Raw genomic sequence first — 18,790 nt, forward strand, 5'->3', positions numbered from 1 at the left:
AGACTTAGAGGCCGGGCAGGCGCTTACGCCCCCGCAAGGACCTTCGACGCCCACTCACCCAGGGCGGGGCGGTCAATCTTCGAATTGTGGCGAATATCGGTCGGATGCTCGTGCACCACCAGCACCGCGGCAAGCTCCACGCCGGTATCCTCGGCAACCTTCTGACGCACCAGCTGCGACAGCTCGAAGGGAGCCACACCCTCGGCAATGGGGAAGCGGCCGGGCACGCGGTCGAGCAGGGCACGCTTGAACGCGGATGCTGACTGACGCGCCTCCAGAGCGGCGGTGTTCGCGGACGCCTCAATGACCAGCACCGGGGCGGCGGTACCGGCGGGGCCCACTGCGACCAGGGCGGCGCGGCGCACCTCGGGCAGGGACTCGGCGGACTGTTCGGCAGCCACCGGGGTCAGCACGCCCTGGGAGGTCAGCAGCACGTGCGCGAGGCGACCCTCAACCCACAGGCGACCCGAAGCGTCCAGGTGTCCGACGTCACCGGTATGATGCCAACCCGGAGTGCTAATGGACTGCTCCTCGGTCACCCACAGAGTGTCGTAGCGGTCCTTCACGTGGGGTGCCGACACCAGAATCTCGCCGGTCACGCCGGGCTCGTGGGTCAGCTCAGAAGCCACCGAACCGTCCTGCAGTAGCGGCGCAATGGCAACCGCCGCGCCGTACACCGCGAAGCCCACGCACACGCCGTCGCGGGCGAACGGGTCAAGCACCTCACCGGCGGCGTTCGGGGTGCCCTCGGCAATCGCCTGGCGAATCATCTCGAAGGACACGTCAGTCACCGGCAGGCCCTCGGTCATGCCGTAGGGGGTGTGCAGGGAGGCGTTCGGCACCAGCGCGGAGAGCGCCTCCAACAGGGGCACGGGAATCGGCGCGCCAGCGCTCAGAACCGTCTGAACCTTAGCCAACGCCGCACGCTGCTCAGCGTTCAGCTCGTCGGCGGTCGCCACTACGTTCACCAGGGCGGCGGGGGACGCAAACACGACCGAGGCATCAATAGCAGCCGCAGCCGACGCCAGGGCAGAAGCCGTCAGGGTCTTCGGGCGGGTCACGTCCATCGTCGGGGTCACGCTGGTAGCACCCAACGCCGGGCCCAACAGCGCAAACGGCGCAAAACCGGCCACCAGGCCGCTACCGGGCGCAAAACCGTACGTATTCGCAATGGCATCGCGCATACCCGCCAGCTGGCGCTGCGTGTACACCACGCCCTTAGCCGGGCCGGTCGAACCGGAAGTGTACAGCACCGCCGCATCGGCATCCGGCACGGGGGAGGGGAACTCCACCACAGTCGGGGTGGGCACCGGCGCACCCGGAGTACCGTCAGCGGCGGGCGCGGTAAACACCGAACCGGCAACGCCCAACAGCTTCTCCTGCACCGAACCCAGCGGCTCCACAGAAATACGCACACCCGGCCACAGCAGGGTACGGGCGGCAGTGAGCGCGGCGGGAATACCCACCAGGAAGCTCGGGTTAGCGCCCTTCAACGCGCGAGTCAGACCCGGAATACCCAGACCGGTATCAGCCACCACAATGACAGCGCCCAGCTTCATGCAGGCGTAAATCAGGGTGGTCAGGCGGGCACCCGGAGGCACCATCAGGTTCACGCGGTCACCCGGACGCACACCCAGGGCGTGCAGTCGGGTCGCGGCGGCGTTGACCTGCTGGTTCAGCTCAGCCCAGGTCAGAGTCACAGACACGGAGGTGCCGTCACCCTTGGGGTCCATATCCACCACGGCGGTGGAGTCGTCATTGGCGCGTTCGGTGAGGGCTGCGAGCATGGGGCGGAACGCCGCGGGAACAGCGCCCTCAGCCCCCTCAGCGGCGGCACCCTCAGCGGTAGCGCCCTCGCCGGTAGTTAGACCGTGGCGGCGTGCGCGGGCGGCACGATGCTCCGCCTCAACGTTGTGCGGGGGCACCAGAGCGCCATCCTCCAGCGTGCCAAAGGTCTGCGCAAGCCACGAAATCATCGGGGTTGCAATATCGTAATCCTCAATGACCAGGTGCGAGGCCTTCTCGTAGCGGTGCACCTTCGCCTGCGGCATGCGCTCCATCAGGTCGAACAGGTAGCGGCGCTGGAACACCGGGTCCTTCGTACCCCACTGGAAGAACGCGGGCACGTCCAGGTCACGGATCTGCTCGGCAATACGCTGCATCGGCGTATAGGAAGGAATATCGGTGCCGGTCGGAATATCGCCCACAAAATTACGCACACCCTCACGCCACGCCGAATGGGCGTACGGCGCACGGTACGTACGGTAAATCGCCTCGTTCAGAGGGCTCGGGTACAGGCGCTTAGGCTGCTGACCCACCGGCTGCGGCAGGGCACCATCAAGCGCCCCGGCACCGGCAGAACCCGGCGCGGGCATGCGGCCCTCATTCTGAGCCAAACCCAAGGTCACATCAATAAACGCGGTCGAATCGTGAGTACCCCACTCGTGCACCCCCAACGCCAGGCGCAGGGCGGCAGGGATATTCTCAATGCCGTCATGGTAGACCGCGGTGTTCGTCAGCATCACGCCCGACAGAATCTCGCGATGCTCCAGCGCCCAACCAAAGGACACCAGCCCACCCCAGTCATGGGCGAGGGTCACGAGCGGCTTATCGGTCTCATCCAGACCGAGCGCCTTCGTGAAATCACCCAGGTCAGCGATACGGTCGGTCAGGGTGCGGCGCTCACCCTCCAAATCCAGGTGGGTGCGCTCCGAATAACCCATATCAATCTGATCAACCGCAACCACACGCCACGGGGCGCGCTCATTCACGCCCGCATCCAGCACGGTGCGCCACAGGTACGACCAGGTCGGGTTACCGTGCACGCACAGGATCGTGCCAATCGGCTCCAAACCCTGCTCGACCAGCACCGGAAGGTTATCCAGGTAGTGCCAGCGGCGCGCGCCAGCCTGCTGCGCCCGCTGCTCAATGGGGGCGGTGGTGGGCACCTCCAGAAGGTGGGAGTAGCGCGGGTTCACGCCCGCCCATTCCTCCGGGTTATACGGGGGCTGAGCCTTAGGGAAGTTCAAATGGCGCATGCTGGGGGAATCCTTCCGGATCGAATCGGTGAATGTCTACCGCAAAAGCTAACGGGGTGCCGGCTAACGGCTGCTGGCTAACGGGTTACCACTGAATCTCAAGCAGGGCAGTGTTCAGTCCAGAACCCACACCCATGCACAGAATACGGTCGCCTTCCGTGTAGGTCGGCGCGCATTCGGCGAGAGTCATCGGCAGAGCCGCCGCAGCCACATTGCCCCACTTCGGGAAGGTCAAGGGGATTCGCTCGCGCTCAATACCGACCGCCTCAATGATGGCGTTCGTGTGGGCGTTCGAAATCTGGTGGGTCACGTAGGAGGTCATGTCGTTCCACTCCCAGCCGTCCTGATGCGCCTGCTCCCACGCCTGCGCCACGAGCTCCAGGCCGTGCTTGAGCAGACCCTCAGCGTCAGTGTTCATACCCTGGTCAGCCTCGCCACCGATGCACAGGTTACGGTGCTCAGTGCCCGCGCGGGACACCGAACCGACGATGCGGTGACCCTCCGGGTGGCGGTCAGCGCGACCAATCACAGCCGCCGCCGCACCCGAACCGAGGGTCAGGGTCGCGAACTGAGCCAGCACGTCCTCGCGGGTCGAATCGGGGTTATTGAGGATGCGCACCGCGGTACGGTGCCAGGGGGAGGGGTCCTCACCGGCGACAATCAGGGCGTAGTCGATAGCGCCCGCATCAATCATGGTGGAGGCGACGGTCATCGCGTTCACGAAGCCCAGGCAGGCGTTCGTAATATCGAAGTTCAGGGCGTGACGCGGTAGTTCCAGGCGGTCGTGCACACCCACCGAAACGGCGGGCTCAAAGTTATCGCGAGTCACCGAAGCGTTAATCAGCAGGCCAATCTGGGAACGGTCAATACCCGCCTGCTCGATAGCCTTCTCGGCTGCGGCAACAACGCCGTCCTCGAAGGTCTGGCCCTCAGCCCAGCCGCGGCGAGTGCTAATACCGGCTAGACGCTCCAGCAGGCCCTTCGGCATGCGCAGACGCTTATAGGTTTGGGCCAGCTGCTCATCGAAGTAGTCGCTCGTGACGACCTCCGGAGGCAGCTCATGGGTAATAGACAGCAGAGCTGCATTAGCGTGGCGAATGTCAGAGTTCGTGCCGACCTTATCGGCGGATGCATTCATCAATGGTGTGGCCCTTGAAAATAGAAGTCAGTGGGATACATAGAAAAACGCGGGGATGCGAACAGCGGCCCCGCAGAATTCGTGATGCTCATTCCAATCTACCGCACCGACCGGGCGAACCCGTATCCGTAGACCCAATATGAACGCGCCCGTTCACCCCGCGCGTAAGATGATGCACAATGAGGAACTTTGAACCCCCTTCACCCCGTGCACGTTCACGCCGCCCGCCCGCCGCACCGCGTACACTAGAGGGATGCCGCCACGCACCACAGAACGTGCCCGGCACACACCAGTTCTTCTGCAGAAAGGCCCCTTGTGCACCTGATGTCGCTGACCCTGCGCGGGTTCAAGTCTTTCGCCTCCGCAACCACTTTTGAGTTCACCCCCGGCATTAACGCGGTGGTCGGACCCAACGGCTCCGGCAAGTCCAATGTGCTGGACGCGCTCGCCTGGGTCATGGGTGAGCAGGGCGCTAAGAGTCTGCGCGGCGGCAGCATGAAGGACGTCATCTTCGCGGGCTCCGGCGAGGCAGGTTCGGGCGACGGCGCCCAGCGTGCACCCCTGGGCCGCGCCAAAGTCACCCTGACTTTCGATAATTCTGACGGCACCCTCAGCATTCCCACTGATCGGGTGCAGATTTCGCGCACCATGTTCCGCTCCGGCGGCAGCGAGTACGAGATTAACGGCTCCCCGGCGCGCCTCGCCGACATTCAGGACCTGCTCTCGGAGGCGGGTCTGGGTCAGCAGATGCACGTGCTCGTCGGCCAGGGTCAGCTGGACGCGGTCCTGCACGCCACCGCGCAGCAGCGCCGCGACATGATCGAGCAGGCGGCGGGCGTGGTCAAGTACCGCCGCCGCCAGGAGAAGACCAGCCGCAAGCTGGAGTCTGTGGCATCGAACGTTACCCGCCTGAGCGACCTGGTTGCCGAGCTGGATTCGCAGCTGCAGCCGCTGAGTGAGCAGGCAGAATCCGCCGCGACCGCGCGCCAGCTGCAGGCGCGCATCCGCCAGCTGGAGGCGGTACTTTTGACTCGTCAGCTGGGCGTTCTGCAGGCTGAGCAGGCGCAGGCTCTCGCCTCCGAGGCAGAAGGTACCCGCCGCGCTGAAACCCTGAAAGAACAGCTGGAGGCGGTGCGCGCCGCATCCGCGAAGCATCAGCAGGAACAGAACCGCCTGAACGCCGAGGTCACCGCCTGCCAGAAGGCCGTGTCGACCCTGCGCGAGTCCGCCGCGCGCGTGCGCACCGTGCAGTCCATCGCCGCCGAGCGCGTGCGCACCTACCGCGTGGAACTGACCGAGGCGACCGCCGCCGCCCGCGCCGGATACGAACGCGCCCTGGAACTGCTGGAGGAACGCCGCGAAGAGGCAGAGCGCGCGGTGGAAAGCTACGCCAGCTTTGAGGAGCGCTACGATGCGGCGCTGAAGAACGTTGAGAAGGCGGCGTCCGAGGTGGCGCAGACTGAGCGCGCCTCGGGTGAGGCGGCGCAGTCTCGTGCCCGCTCGCAGGCTCAGCTGGATACCGCCCGCGCCGCTGCGGTGGAGGCGACCCGCGCCTACGCGGCGGCGGCTGAGCGTGCCGCAACCCTGCGTGAGGCGCTGGGCCAGAGCCTGGGCGAGGAACCCGCCGAGCTGGACACTGAATCTGCCGAGGCGGTGTTCGATCCCGAGACCGGCGAGCTCCTGGATTCATCGAGCGAGGGCGCGAGCCTGTTGCGCGTGCTGGATGCCGTGCAGATTGACCCCGAGTATGCGCGTGCGGCGTCTGCGGCGCTGACCTCGCTGGCGACCGCGGCGTTGAGCGTGCCGGTTGAGGGCGCCGAGGTATCGCAGCTGCGCGGTGACAAGGATGATGAAAGCAACGAATCTGCCGCGAAGGAACCTTCAACAGACCTGCCCGAATCCACCCTGCCCGAATCCTGCGCCGCCGAGCTGCATGAGCTGGGTATCCGCCCCGCCACCGAGATGATTGAACCGCTCAGCGAGGACGCCGCCGCACTCGCCGGTATCGACGAGCACGCCCTGGCACGCGTCACCGCGGCGCTGGGTGAGCGCCTGGCGGGCGTGCTGTTCGCGCCGGATGCCGCCTCCGCGGAGCACGCCCTGCACCTGCTCGCAGAGAATGAAGGCGCAGGTCAGTGCACTATGTGGCGTATTTTTGACCCCGCAGGCACCGAGCACACCCGCTACAGCCTGCTCTACCCGGCTGAGGGTGCCAGCCCCCTGGAACTTGCCGCCGCATACCGCGCCGCCTCCCAGGTCGTGACCCGCACCCGCGCCGAACTGGACGAAGCCGAACAGACCGTTCAGCAGGCTCAGACCGCGGCAGAATCGGCGGTCGAAGCAGAACGCGAGGCAGCGAAGGCGGCGGGCGTGGCGAGCGCCGAGCACGCCCGCGCCCGCGCCCAGGCGGAGTCCCTGGAAGCCTCCGCGCAGAACATTCAGAATGAGCGCGCCCGCCTGAACGAGCGCCTCACCGTCGCGGAGGAATCCGTAGCCGAAGCGCGCACCGCCTACGAGTCGGCACGCACCCGCGAGGACTCCTACCTGGCAGGCACGGGGGAGCAGGCTCCCGCGGCAAAGATTGAGCGCCGCGCCCAGCGTCTGGGTGAGGTGCTTGCCGAGCAGGTGAGCGAGCGTGAGCAGCAGCTGCACGAGCTGAGCGGCGCCCTGAAGAACGCCCAGGAGGGCCTGACCAGCACCAATGACGAGGTGCAGGACCTGCAGGCGGCGCACGCGGCGGCGCTGACCCTGCTGGCGCGCACCCAGACGGAGGCGGCGCGCGTGCAGGAGCGTGTGCAGGCGCTGGCTGAGCGTGCCCGCCTGGTGACCGGTTTGACCCTGGAGCAGTTGGAGGAGGAGTACTCCGAGCAGCTGCCGGTTGACGTGCCCGCAGACGAGACTTCCGAAAACGCCGCCGCTGAAAATACTGCAACCGAAGCCTCCACCGAGAGCGTGCGCGCTCGCCTCAAGGCAACCCGCGCCGAACTGGAGGCGCTCGGCGCCATTAACCCGCTGGCGCTGGAGGAGTACGAGGCGCTTTCCGAACGCCACGCCTACCTGAACCAGCAGATTGAGGATTTGAAGGCGACCCGCCGCGACCTGAACACGGTCATGGACGAGGTCAGTAGCCACATCGCGGAGGTTTTCACCGCCGCAATGGAGGACATTAACACCCACTATCGCCGCATCTTTGAGACCCTCTTCCCGGGAGGCGAGGGTCACCTGGAGCTGGACGACCCGTCCGATCCGCTGAATTCGGGTGTGGAGATTCACGCGCGCCCGGCGGGTAAGAAGGTTAAGCGCCTGTCGTTGCTGTCTGGCGGTGAGCGTTCGCTCGCTTCGCTGGCGCTGTTGATTGCGATTTATATGTCTCGCCCGTCGCCGTTCTACGCCCTCGATGAGGTTGAGGCGGCGCTGGATGACCGTAACCTCTCGCGCCTGCTGCAGGTGATTGGTGAGCTGGGGGAGCGTTCGCAGCTGATTGTGGTGACGCATCAGAAGCGCACGATGCAGATTGCGGAGACCCTGTACGGGGTGTCGATGCGCGGTGGCGTGTCGACGGTGCTTTCTCAACAGATGGAGGAGCTACGCGAGCTGCTGTAGCTCGCCGCGCGCCCCTCAACCCGCGCGCCCCTGCCTAGCCTCGCTTGCCCATCCTCTAAACCTTGCCAGACGAGCCACCCCATACCCGTGCGCGCACCCACCCCGGCGAACGTCACATGTCCTAGGAATGGTCATGTGCACCCCAGGGTACAGTTCACGGTCTGCACCCGGGTACTATAGGGGGATATGTGCGAATGCCGCCCCGTCCTCTTCGCGGTTGGTGTGGTGTTTCGCTGTGATCAGGCCTGATGCCCCTCTACCTGCGGCGTGCATCCGGCGGCAACCATCCAGGGAAGGAATAGTGATGAGCGAGAACCTGGCAGATGCTTTCCTCAACGGCGAGTCGTTGAAGAATGCCCCCGGCCCCTATTTTGGTGAGTACGGCGGGCGGTGGATGCCCGAGTCGCTGATTGCCGCCATGGATGAGCTGGAGGCAACCTTTAACGAGGCGAAGAACGACCCCGAGTTCATTGCTGAGTTCCAGCGTCTTTCTGCTGAGTATTCGAACCGTCCGTCGCTGCTGACCGAGGTTCCGAAGTTCTCTGAGCACGCTGGTGCGCGTGTGTTCCTTAAGCGTGAGGACCTGAACCACACGGGTAGCCACAAGATTAATAACGTGATTGGTCAGGCTCTGCTGGCTAAGCGTATGGGTAAGACCCGTCTGATTGCTGAGACCGGCGCGGGTCAGCACGGTGTTGCGACTGCGACTGCGGCTGCGCTCTTCGGTATGGAGTGCGTGGTCTACATGGGTGAGGAAGACACCGAGCGTCAGTCGCTGAACGTGGCTCGTATGCAGCTGCTGGGCGCGAAGGTGATTGCGGTTCAGAACGGTTCCCGCACCCTCAAGGACGCCATTAATGAGGCGCTGCGCGACTGGGTTGCGAACGTTGAGAACACCCACTACCTGCTGGGTACCGCTGCGGGTGCGCACCCGTTCCCGGCGATGGTGCGTTTCTTCCACGACGCTATCGGTGAGGAGGCGCGCGAGCAGATTCTGGCTGAGACTGGCCGCCTGCCCGATGGTATTGCTGCTTGCGTGGGTGGCGGTTCGAACGCAATTGGCCTGTTCCACGCGTTCTTGGACGATTCTTCGGTTGAGATTTACGGTTTTGAGGCTGGCGGCGACGGCGTGGAGACCGGCCGTCACGCGGCGACCATTACTCTGGGCCGGCCGGGCATGCTGCACGGCGCGATGACCTACCTGATGCAGGACGAGGACGGCCAGACCATTGAGTCCCACTCGATTTCTGCCGGTCTGGATTACCCGGGTGTGGGTCCGGAGCACTCGTACCTGTCCGATATTGGTCGCGTGACCTACGAGCCGGTGACCGACACTGAGGCGATGGACGCTCTGCGCCTGCTCTGCCGTACCGAGGGTATTATTCCGGCGATTGAGTCCTCGCACGCTCTGGCGGGTGCGCTGCGCGTGTGCCAGCGTTGGGCTGCTGAGGATCCGGAGGCGGCACGCGAGAAGACGATGATTGTCTGCCTGTCCGGTCGTGGCGATAAGGACATGGAGACCGCGCTGAAGTGGTTCGGTCTGGGTAAGGCGATTCCGTCCTCGACCCTGATGACCGGTAATAAGGAAGCTGCCGCATCCGCTGTACAGAACGCACAGGCTGAAAGTGAGGCTAAGTAATGAGCTACCAGGACGCTATTTCTCAGGCGGCACCCTTTGAGGTGCTGGACGGTACGTTCCCGACTGCTAACCCCGATTCGCCTCTGGCGGCTCGCCTGGCTGAGTGCGAGAAGCAGGGCCGTGCGGCGCTGATTGGCTACCTGCCGGTAGGCTTCCCGACTCTGGACGAGTCGATTGACGCGGCGATTGCTTTGGGCAATAACGGCGCGGACATTATTGAGCTGGGCGTGCCTTATTCTGATCCGGTCATGGATGGCCCGGTGATTCAGAAGGCGACCGGCGTGGCGCTGGAGAACGGTTTCAAGCTTCCTCAGCTGTTTGAGGCGGTCCGCCGCATTACTGAGGCGACCGACGCGGTGGTTGTCGTGATGACGTACTGGAACCCGGTTCTGGCGTACGGTGTGAAGAACTTTGCGCGTGATTTGGCGGCTGCCGGTGGCGCGGGCATGATCACTCCGGACCTGGTGCCTGATGAGGCGTCGGCGTGGTTTGAGGCTTCTGACGAGTACGGTCTGGATCGTATTTTCTTGGCTGCTCTGTCTTCTTCGCCGGAGCGTCTGGCGACCATTGCGAAGGCGTCGAGCGGCTTCGTGTACGCCGTGTCGGTGATGGGCGTGACCGGTGCCCGCACCTCCGTGTCGGAGGCGGCTCGCACCCTGGTTGCGGACATTAAGGCTGCCGGTGCGCCTCGTGCGTGCGTGGGTCTGGGTGTTTCGACTCGTGCCCACGTTGAGGAGATTGGCGAGTATGCGGACGGCGTGATTGTCGGTACCGCGCTGGTGAAGGCTTTGGCTTCTGGCGGTGTTGAGGCGGTGGCTAAGCTGACCCGTGAGCTGGCGGGGCGTGAAAGCTAATGTCTGATGTGCTGTCGCTGGCGAGCGTGCCGGTAGCTAACGTGCTGGCGTCGATTCCCTCCCCGAGCGTTTCGTACCTGCAGCTGGGCCCGTTCCGTGTGCATTTCTATGCCCTGTGCATTCTTGCGGGTATGGCGGTGTGCTTGTGGCTGGGTTCTCGCCGTTGGAAGGCGGCGGGTGGTACCCCTGAACGCGTTTTTGACGTGGCGATGTGGGCTATTCCGGCGGGTATTATTGGTGCCCGCGCCTACCACGTGCTGATTACTGACCCGGGTAGCTATTTCGGTCCGAATGTTGCTGATCCGTGGGCTTTCCTGAAGATTTGGGAGGGCGGCATCGGCATTATGGGTGCCGTGTCGGTTGGCGCGTTGGGTGCCTGGTATGGTTGCCGCCGTTACGGGATTAATTTCCCGGCTTTTGCGGATGCGGTGGCGCCGGGTATTCTGCTGGCTCAGGCGTTTGGCCGCTGGGGTAACTGGTTCAACCAGGAGCTGTTCGGTAAGCCGACGACTTTGCCGTGGGGCCTGGAGATTAGCGCTTCGAGCGGTAATTTCCCGACCCAGTATCCGGCGGGTACGCTGTTCCATCCGACGTTCCTGTACGAGTCGCTGTGGAACCTGCTGGGTGTGGCGTTGCTGCTGTGGCTGGGCCGTAAGGGCGTGCTGAAGCTGGGTCAGACCCTGTGGCTGTACGTGTTCTACTACGGTGTGGGTCGCCTCTTCATTGAGATGTTCTTGCGTATTGATACCTCGGAGATGCTTTGGGGCGTTCGTATTCACGTGTGGACTGCTCTGCTGTTGGTTCTGCTGGGTGCTGCTGGTTTTGTGGTGGCTGGTCGTCGTGCGGCGGCGAAGGCTGCTGCGGGTATTGAGCCGGCTCCTGCGGAGTTCGCTCCGAAGCCTGCCGCAGATGAGAAGGCAGAGGACGCTGAGGATAAGGCATCTGAGAAGGCTGATTCTTCTGAAGACTCTGATTCTTCCGAAGCTGAGTCTTCAACTAAGAGCTCCTAGCTCAACCTCAATTTCATAGAAAAACCGCCGGATGGGGAATGCCCCGTCCGGCGGTTTTTTGTGCCCGCTATTTGTGCTCGCTGTCTGCTTCTTGCCGGTGGATGTTCTTATGCTGGCGTGTGCTGGCGCCCTGTACGGATTTGGGCCGCTGAGAAGGCATAATAGAGATACTGCGTGTGGCGGGTGCCCATGAGGAATACGAAGCTCTGTGGAGTATGAGGCTCTTTGAAGTATGAAACTCTTCGAGCGATGGGGCCTGCCGCGTCTGCGTTTAGAAACACCCACTCAACTACAGGATTTTTATCGTGAGCTCTTCTTCTGGCGATTCTTCGCGCCTCGTTTCTCCTTCTTCCAGCCCGGCTTTGTCCCGTCCGGATCTGTCCCGTCGCCGCCTGGTGGCTGGCGCGGCGTGGGCTGCCCCGGTTGTGGTGGCGTCGTCGGTGATTCCGGCGTATGCGGCGTCTGATGAGGAAGGCGAGTGCACCGGCCCCTTTGAGGATTCGACGACGATTACCGCCGGTGACGGTGTGAAGAAGGTTGCCGTGCTGACGGTTCCTCCGGGTGCTAAGCGTATGCGTTTTGTGGCTGTGGGCGGTGCTGGCGGCACGAACTACACTGTGGCTGATGCCGGTTCCGGCGCCATGGTTGAGGGCTCTATGGCTGTGCGCGGCGGCCAGACTATTACTCTGACTGCCGGTTCGGGCGGTATCGGTAATGGTGAGTTGAAGCCCGCTGAGGGTGGCGACGGCTACGGTGTGGGTGGCTCGTCGAAGGCTTCTTCGCCGGTTCCCGCGAACGTGGTTTCTGCAATCAATAACCTGACCCGCATTTCTGGCGGTGTGACCGGTCGCGGCGGCATGAGCGCTGTGCTGTATTCGGCGTCCGGCGGTGGCTCGTCCGCTATTGAGGTGGACGGCGTGCCGATGATTGTTGCCGGTGGCGGCGGCGGTGCCGGTGTGCTGGCGTCGTATGCGACGGTTCTGCCGAACCCCGCGAATGCGGGTGCTGTGCGCCCGACCGCGCACTATTCGCTGGATAGCTCCGGTGGTGAGCACCAGTTCAGCACCGGTGGCGGTGCCGGTTCGGGTGACGGCGACGGTTCGCCCGGTTTTGTTGGTTTCACTTCGTACGAGGTGCAGTCTGAGCCGATTCTGACGGTGAACCCGGGTTCGGGTGCTGCCGGTGGTGTGGGCGGTGCTGGCGGCGAGAAGCTGGACCCGCCGACCACCGATGGTTCGGTGATTGGTTTTTCGAGCACCTCCACCCAGAAGCTGGTGAGCACTGCGACTGCCGGTGCGGCGGGTGCGAGCGGTTTCCGTGCGAAGGGCGCCGATGGTGTGGCGAGCTATTCGTACCAGTGGGATCAGACTCCGGAGGGTGTCGATAACCGTCCGTCGAACGCTGGCGAGCTGTTTAACGGCTACCAGTCGGTGGTTTCTGGAGGCGGTGGCGCCGGTTATGGCGGCGGCGGCTCGGGCGCTGCGTTGAGCGTTTCGGCTCGTGTGGTGTCGCAGAAGTGGAATAATGATGCGGCTCGTGCCCGCTATGCGGTGGGTTCCGTGCAGTTGGCTGGCGGTGGCGCTGGCGGCGGTACGTTCATGGATACTACGGTGCGTGTGACGGATCTGGGTTGGGCGTTGAACGCTCCGAATGGTCCGGGTGAGCGCGGTGCCGGTTATATTGAGGTTGCTTTCTGCTTCTAAGTAGCCGGTAGAATCCGTGAGGAATCGTATAGGTGCAGATTGAACCCTTTCTTTAGGGTGGTATGCGCCTCAAACTTAATATTTAAATTTTTTCTGAATGCCTCCCAAGCCGCTGGTTTGGGAGGCATTCTCATCTTCTGTGCTGCTTCGTCATAGCGTCATATCAACCTTTGGCGGTTTAGCGCATTGGTCGGAATAGACCTTATCGAAAGCTCATCCTCGTTCGCGTTCCAACCCCTATGTAACCCCTCCGTCATATTTGGGGATAGTCCTTTAGATTGGCGGCTCATCATTTTACGGTGGAAATGTAAAGAATACGCGCGCCCACCCCGCTAGGTTGCAAAGCGCAAATTGCAGATTGCGGCTTGAGCGCGGCAACCAATGACTAAGGAGTTATAGGTCATGTGCAAGGAAACCATGAAGGCTGTTGTTGTTCCTGAGAAGGTTGACGGTTCGGTTGTTGTCCGTGAGGTTCCCGTTCCGGCGGTCGGTCACGGCCAGGCGCTCGTGAAGATTGAGTACTCGGGTGTGTGCCACACTGACCTGCACGTGGCGTCCGGTGACTTCGGTGAGGTTCCGGGTCGTATTCTGGGCCACGAGGGCATCGGCCGTGTCGTCAAGGTCGGCGAGGGCGTTGAGTCCCTGAAGGAAGGCGACCGCGTGTCGGTGGCGTGGTTCTTCGAGGGCTGCGGCCACTGTGAGTACTGCACCTCGGGCCGTGAGACCCTGTGCCGTTCTGTGAAGAACGCAGGCTACTCGGTTGACGGCGGCATGAGCGAGTACACCCTGGTGACCGCTGACTACGCTGTGAAGGTTCCGGAGGGTCTGGACCCGGCACAGGCTAGCTCCATTACCTGCGCTGGTGTGACCACTTACAAGGCAATCAAGGAGTCGCTGGTTCGCCCGGGTCAGTGGCTGGTTGCTTACGGTGCTGGCGGTCTGGGTAACCTGGCTGTTCAGTACGCTAAGAAGGTCTTCGGCGCTAAGGTTATCGCCGTTGACATCAACGATGACAAGCTGGCTCTGGCTCGTGAGACCGGCGCTGACCACGTCATCAACGGCCGTGAGGTTGAGGATGTTCCGGCTCGTATTCGCGAGCTGACCGGCGGTGGCGCTCACGCTGCCGTGGTGACCGCAGTGTCGAAGGTTGCGTTCAACCAGGCTGTTGAGTCGGTTCGCGCGGGCGGTTCCGTGGTCGCTGTTGGTCTGCCCTCGGAGATGATGGAGCTGTCCATTGTGAAGATTATTCTGGACGGCATCCGCGTGGTGGGCTCCCTGGTGGGTACCCGTCAGGATTTGGCGGAGGCATTCCAGTTCGGTGCTGATGGCATCGTGGTTCCGGTGGTTCAGTTGCGTGAGGTTGACGAGGCACCGGCTGTCTTCGAGGAAATGGCGGCGGGTAAGATTACCGGCCGTATGGTTCTGGACTTCGCTAGCCTCTAAGCTAGCGGATGGTTCGAGGCGCCCGGCGGGACTTCAAGGTCTCACTCGTGAGGTCCTGCCGGTAGTTTCGATGGTTATAGCGCCTAAGGCGCATCCCGTGTGGCGGGGGAGTAGGGGTACTCTTTCTGCTGTGCATACGACGCGGGGTGCGCCTTAGTGTTTTTAATGCGGTGTTGCAGAGTAGCCGAGTTTTTGAGAGCCGTTATCGCAAGGAACTGAAAACCTCTGTGAGTGCAATGCACCTAAACGTAATATACGCGGGAATTTATTTTGAAATATCCGGTGGATTATCTCAAAAACTACACTAAACTAATTCAATAATGCACTATATTTGACATCTATATATCTCAAAATGCATTTTTTTGACAAAAACATTCAACCACTGATTGAATTGTAATATTTCCGGAAAAGATGAGTTTCGCGGCCTCCTGCACCTACCCTATATGTAACGGGATATGACGCGTGAAGGTTTCGGCCCTCCTAGATATCGATTCCTTCTTACGGAACGCCATACCCGGGTGAATTTCAGCATCTTCGTACCGTGCCGTTATTCACCGTTGAGTCCTTACTTCCGGTCAGGCGCCCCTCTAGACACCTTCGGGGTAAGGTCTCACCAACGATTAGTGTGGGCCCCACGGACATAGTCAATGGGGATTATGTCCGCCACACTGATCCGGAGCTTTTAGGACATTGCATGACTTCGTGGCGACTCTTACCGCCACGGCTAAATTTACCTGCCGGCACGGGTAACATAGCCGGGTTCTCTACTCACTCGGTAACCCACCCGCTGCAGAACGCATCTTGATTTTTGTGTTGTTCAGAAGATGCGCCCTGTGGCAAAGAACGAGGGGCACCTCTGCCAGGTGCCCCTCGTTTTTGTATGCGCGTTTTATGGTTGAGCAGTTGCCGCGCTATTAGTAGATACCGCGCTCTTTAGTAGATTCCACGCTGTGCGGTCCAGCGGATAGTGCCGCGCTCAAAGTCCATATAGTACACGCCGTTCACGTAGGATTCGTCGCCGCGTGCCGCACCGTAACGGGCGGTGTTCTGCACCCAGTGCTTGAAAATCGCGCCGTTACCGTTGGTTTCGTACGCGCCGTACGCATCCGACCAGAGCAGTACCTTGCCGGAGGCGAATCGCACCTGAGCACCCGTGGAGGTGGCGGTTTCATCGGTCACCGGTGCACCCCAGGTGCCGCGGTGCTGCAGGAAACGGTGGTAGAACGCGCCGCCGGTGTGCAGGCGGTGGGTGCCGGTCTGTGCGGACCACACGTAGGTGGTGCTGCCGGTGAATTCCTGCTTGATGATGCCGTTGCCCAGATTCTGCTCGTCAGTGGTGGGCGCGCCCTTCATGCCTGCCTTGCGCCAGGTTGCATAGATGGCGCCGCGCTCATTGATGATGTGGGTGCCGTACGCGTTGGACCAGTAGGCGCCTTCACCGTTAGCGAAGGAGACTGCGATGGTGTCGGAGCGGGTTTCCTCGTCGGTGGTCAGGCCGCGGAATCGTGCCACGTCCGAGCGGAACTTATAATCCAGGCCGCCGTTGGTGACCAGCCAGTGCGAACCGTGAGAGTTCGTCCAGTAGATGGTCTTGCCGTTGGTGAACTTCTGCGCATACACGCCGTGACCCAGAGAGTACTCGGTGCCAATCGGGTTGCCGTAGAAGGAACGATTCTTATTCCAGAAGTTACCGATGCCGGTGCGAATATCAATCGAGCCGGTCGCGGTGGTCACCACGTTCGAATCCTGTACCGCGCGGTCTTCTGCCGAACGGTCTTCCGCTGCGCGATCCTGGCCGTTCGACCAGTTGCGGTGCACCGCGTTGGGGTTCTTTGCCAGAACCTTCAGATCGTTCACGGTGCCGGGGAAGAAGTTCGAGTCACCCACGAACGGGCCCGAGTCAGTGAACTGCCAAATGTCGTAGCCGCTCCAACCCGCCGGAATCGCACCGACCACGGTCGAGTAGCTTGCCAGGTGTAGCGGCAGAGCGCCGAACTGCGGCGAACCCACGCAGTGCGACCACCAGGAGGTTGCGGTGTACACCATCGGGGCGCGACCGGTCAGTGAACGGTAGGTGTCCACAAAGTCGCGGGTCCAGGCAGTCAGCTGCGCCGGGGTCATGTTGTAGCAGGTGTTGCCGTAGGCGGGGTAGGGATTGAACTCGATGTCCAGCAGACCGGGCAGGGTCTTGCCGTCGGCAGTCCACGCGCCACCATTCTGCACGAAGTAGCGTGCCTGATCGGCACCCGAGGAGGTGCGGGGGTTTGCGAAGTGGTAGGCGCCGCGCACCATGCCGACCTGCGCCGAGCCGTTGTACTGCTGACCGAAGTAGGGGTTGGTGTAGTAGGTGCCCTCGGTTGCCTTCACGTAGGCGAAGCGGGAACCTGCGGCGTAGGCGCTCGCCCAGTCCACGTTCTGCTGGTGCGAGGAGACGTCCATACCGAGGGTGCCGCCGGAGGGGGTCCATGCGGAGCGGCCCTGTGCCAGCGCTTGACCGGGTGCCAGTGCCTGACCGGCTGCCGGAGCTCGACCAGCTCCCAGACCCTGCGCGGAGCTCTGGGTCGCGGAAATACCGCTCAGAGTTGCGGTAGAAGCGGGGGAGATGGCACCGGTGCGTGCATTGGCGGTGCCCAGGCGTTCGCGCTCGCCCGCACCCATGGCGGGGTTGGAGCGTTCGACCAGGGATGCATCCGGGGCGGGGGCGTAGGTGAGCTCCTCGTAGGATGCGTTGGGGTTGACCTCTGCGGCTGCGCTCGCGCTGGGAGCGGCGAAGGCGGCGGGAACGGAGGTGAGGGATGCGGCGACCAGGGAGAGTGCACCTGCGGACGCCATGATGGAGCGGGCTGCCGCGGAGCGCGCGGCAGTCTGGAGTTTCTTCATAGATTTTGCCTGTGTTTGAGAGGTGGATGTGCCGATGTGGCCCTGTGCGGGGGCTTCTGGCACGAGTGAATATGTGGGGTAGTTGAAGTGATGTGTGTCGGTTGCCGGGTATGTCAAGCGGCTGACACAGCTAACAGCGTACGGTACCTGCACCGATGTGCGCAATGATTTGGGGTGTCATTCTGGCGGCATATCTTTCGCAGAGTGCACAGTAACCTGGAATCTTTGGGGTGTCTGTTTTACTTTGTGGCTTGTCGGTGCATTTATTGGCTCAAGTTTTTGGGACAAAATTTTAGGCACGCGACACGCCGAGGCGTTGCGAATTTCACTCTGTGGACCGCTGTATTGGGGTGTTGCTGCGTCGGTTCGTTGTCCAGGGTAGGCTGCAGCATCTAGAGCTACGTTGCCGGGATGCAGTCGGGTGCTGATGCGCCGGGCGGTGCCTCTTGCGACTTTTGAGTCGGCTTTTGGGCATAAGGAAAGGGGTGGGCCGCACACACAAAGACCCACCCCTCATATTCCGGGTACTGTATTTGGCGCGGCCTCGCACCGGTACCCGGAGTTGCATGGTCGATGCAGGAGAGATGAAAAGTCATCGACCACGTATATGGTGCCTGTTGGCACGTTTATTTCGGCTCTTCCCGCCCGCTCTTTCAGGTTCTGATGTCCGGCTGAAAGAGACGGGTGGGAAGAGGCGAAAGCTTGTGTTTCCCGAAAGGCTTAGAGGAACTTCGCGATGTCCTCAATCAGCGGCTTGAGGGTCTCGCGATCGATGTACTCAGCCTTGCCGGTCTTGTAGCATTCGAGCATCTGCTGAATACCTTCGTTCGGGTGCGGGTTCGCCATGAGCCATGCGCGCACCGGGCCCTTCAGGGCGGTCTTGTGAGCCAGCGAAATCTTATCGAAGTCGATGCCTCCACGCAGGTGGTAGACGGGGCGACCTTCGGTCAGTTCGGGGGTGTAGCTCTTGGCGACGGCCTTGTCCAGCAGCTTCTTGGAGTATTCACCGGTGAAGGAGACGGTGAAGAACGCGGTGCGGTTCTTCTTGGGCGCAATGATCGGCAGAATCTTCTTGCGAAGTGCCGGTGCACCGTTGAGGAATCCACCGTAGTCGCTGCCGGCAATGACGAAAGCGTCGAATGCCTCAGCCTGCTCGGGGGTGACCTTGGAGGCGGGGACAGTCTCAACCTCGGGGGCCTGCGGGAGTGCACGCAGATCTTCTGCCAGCCAGGTGGCGTACTGTTCGGTGTAGCCGTAGGTGGAGCCGAAGATAATCAGCACGCGAGTAGTCATCTGTGAACCTTCCAGATATATTTCGCATTTCAAATACTAATTATGGGTTCCAATATAGGCTAGGCGCGCGAAAATGTGAAATCGCCTAGCTTTTGGGTGCCCCATCTATCTTCTCACAGCCCACTCTGAGTGTCTCTATGTTTTTGAAATATGCTCGAACGTTCTCGAATGCGACTAAATATTGTGCAG

10 protein-coding genes are annotated in these 18,790 nt (G+C 62.2%); 6 read left to right on the forward strand and 4 right to left on the reverse strand.

Annotated features, from left to right (window positions below; translation table 11 throughout):
• Window positions 1-23 precede the first annotated feature (23 nt).
• Together RQ593_RS01875 and RQ593_RS01880 are read right to left on the reverse strand one after the other, a co-directional pair.
• A complete protein-coding gene (locus RQ593_RS01875; protein ID WP_311449658.1) occupies window positions 24-3,038 on the reverse strand; it encodes an alpha/beta fold hydrolase in 3,015 nt (1,004 codons plus the stop codon).
• An 85-nt stretch (window positions 3,039-3,123) separates the two neighbouring features.
• Entirely contained in the window at window positions 3,124-4,176 is a 1,053-nt protein-coding gene (locus RQ593_RS01880) for a 3-oxoacyl-ACP synthase III (protein WP_005505662.1), read from the reverse strand.
• Between the two features lie 324 nt (window positions 4,177-4,500).
• Between RQ593_RS01880 and RQ593_RS01885 the strand changes: the two genes are divergently transcribed.
• The 6 genes from RQ593_RS01885 (at window position 4,501) to adhP (ending at window position 14,428) form a co-directional block, all read left to right on the forward strand.
• Window positions 4,501-7,779, forward strand: a complete 3,279-nt coding sequence (locus tag RQ593_RS01885) for an AAA family ATPase (RefSeq protein ID WP_311449769.1) — start codon at window positions 4,501-4,503, stop codon at window positions 7,777-7,779.
• 304 nt (window positions 7,780-8,083) lie between these two features.
• Window positions 8,084-9,418 carry a tryptophan synthase subunit beta gene (trpB, locus tag RQ593_RS01890; protein ID WP_311449659.1) on the forward strand — a complete coding sequence of 445 codons (1,335 nt, stop codon included), beginning with the start codon at window positions 8,084-8,086 and terminating at the stop codon, window positions 9,416-9,418.
• Entirely contained in the window at window positions 9,418-10,272 is an 855-nt protein-coding gene (gene trpA, locus RQ593_RS01895) for a tryptophan synthase subunit alpha (protein WP_311449660.1), read from the forward strand. The genes trpB and trpA overlap by 1 nt, the downstream gene beginning before the upstream one ends.
• Window positions 10,272-11,282 carry a prolipoprotein diacylglyceryl transferase gene (gene lgt / locus RQ593_RS01900; RefSeq protein WP_311449661.1) on the forward strand — a complete coding sequence of 337 codons (1,011 nt, stop codon included), beginning with the start codon at window positions 10,272-10,274 and terminating at the stop codon, window positions 11,280-11,282. Before trpA ends, lgt begins: the two co-directional genes overlap by 1 nt.
• Window positions 11,283-11,587: 305 nt before the next feature.
• Window positions 11,588-12,985, forward strand: coding sequence for a phosphoenolpyruvate synthase (locus RQ593_RS01905; RefSeq protein ID WP_311449662.1), 1,398 nt, complete (start codon window positions 11,588-11,590; stop codon window positions 12,983-12,985).
• Between the two features lie 402 nt (window positions 12,986-13,387).
• Window positions 13,388-14,428, forward strand: coding sequence for an alcohol dehydrogenase AdhP (adhP, locus tag RQ593_RS01910; protein WP_012903352.1), 1,041 nt, complete (start codon window positions 13,388-13,390; stop codon window positions 14,426-14,428).
• Window positions 14,429-15,361: 933 nt separating this feature from the next.
• Here adhP and RQ593_RS01915 read toward each other — a convergent pair.
• Both RQ593_RS01915 and RQ593_RS01920 read right to left on the reverse strand, forming a co-directional pair.
• Window positions 15,362-17,308 carry a GH25 family lysozyme gene (locus RQ593_RS01915; protein ID WP_311449663.1) on the reverse strand — a complete coding sequence of 649 codons (1,947 nt, stop codon included), beginning with the start codon at window positions 17,306-17,308 and terminating at the stop codon, window positions 15,362-15,364.
• Window positions 17,309-18,028: 720 nt separating this feature from the next.
• Window positions 18,029-18,601, reverse strand: a complete 573-nt coding sequence (locus RQ593_RS01920; RefSeq protein WP_049354549.1) for a flavodoxin domain-containing protein — start codon at window positions 18,599-18,601, stop codon at window positions 18,029-18,031.
• Between the last annotated feature and the right edge of the window lie 189 nt (window positions 18,602-18,790).

This window comes from uncultured Rothia sp. (assembly GCF_963507905.1).
Classification (GTDB): Bacteria; Actinomycetota; Actinomycetes; order Actinomycetales; family Micrococcaceae; genus Rothia.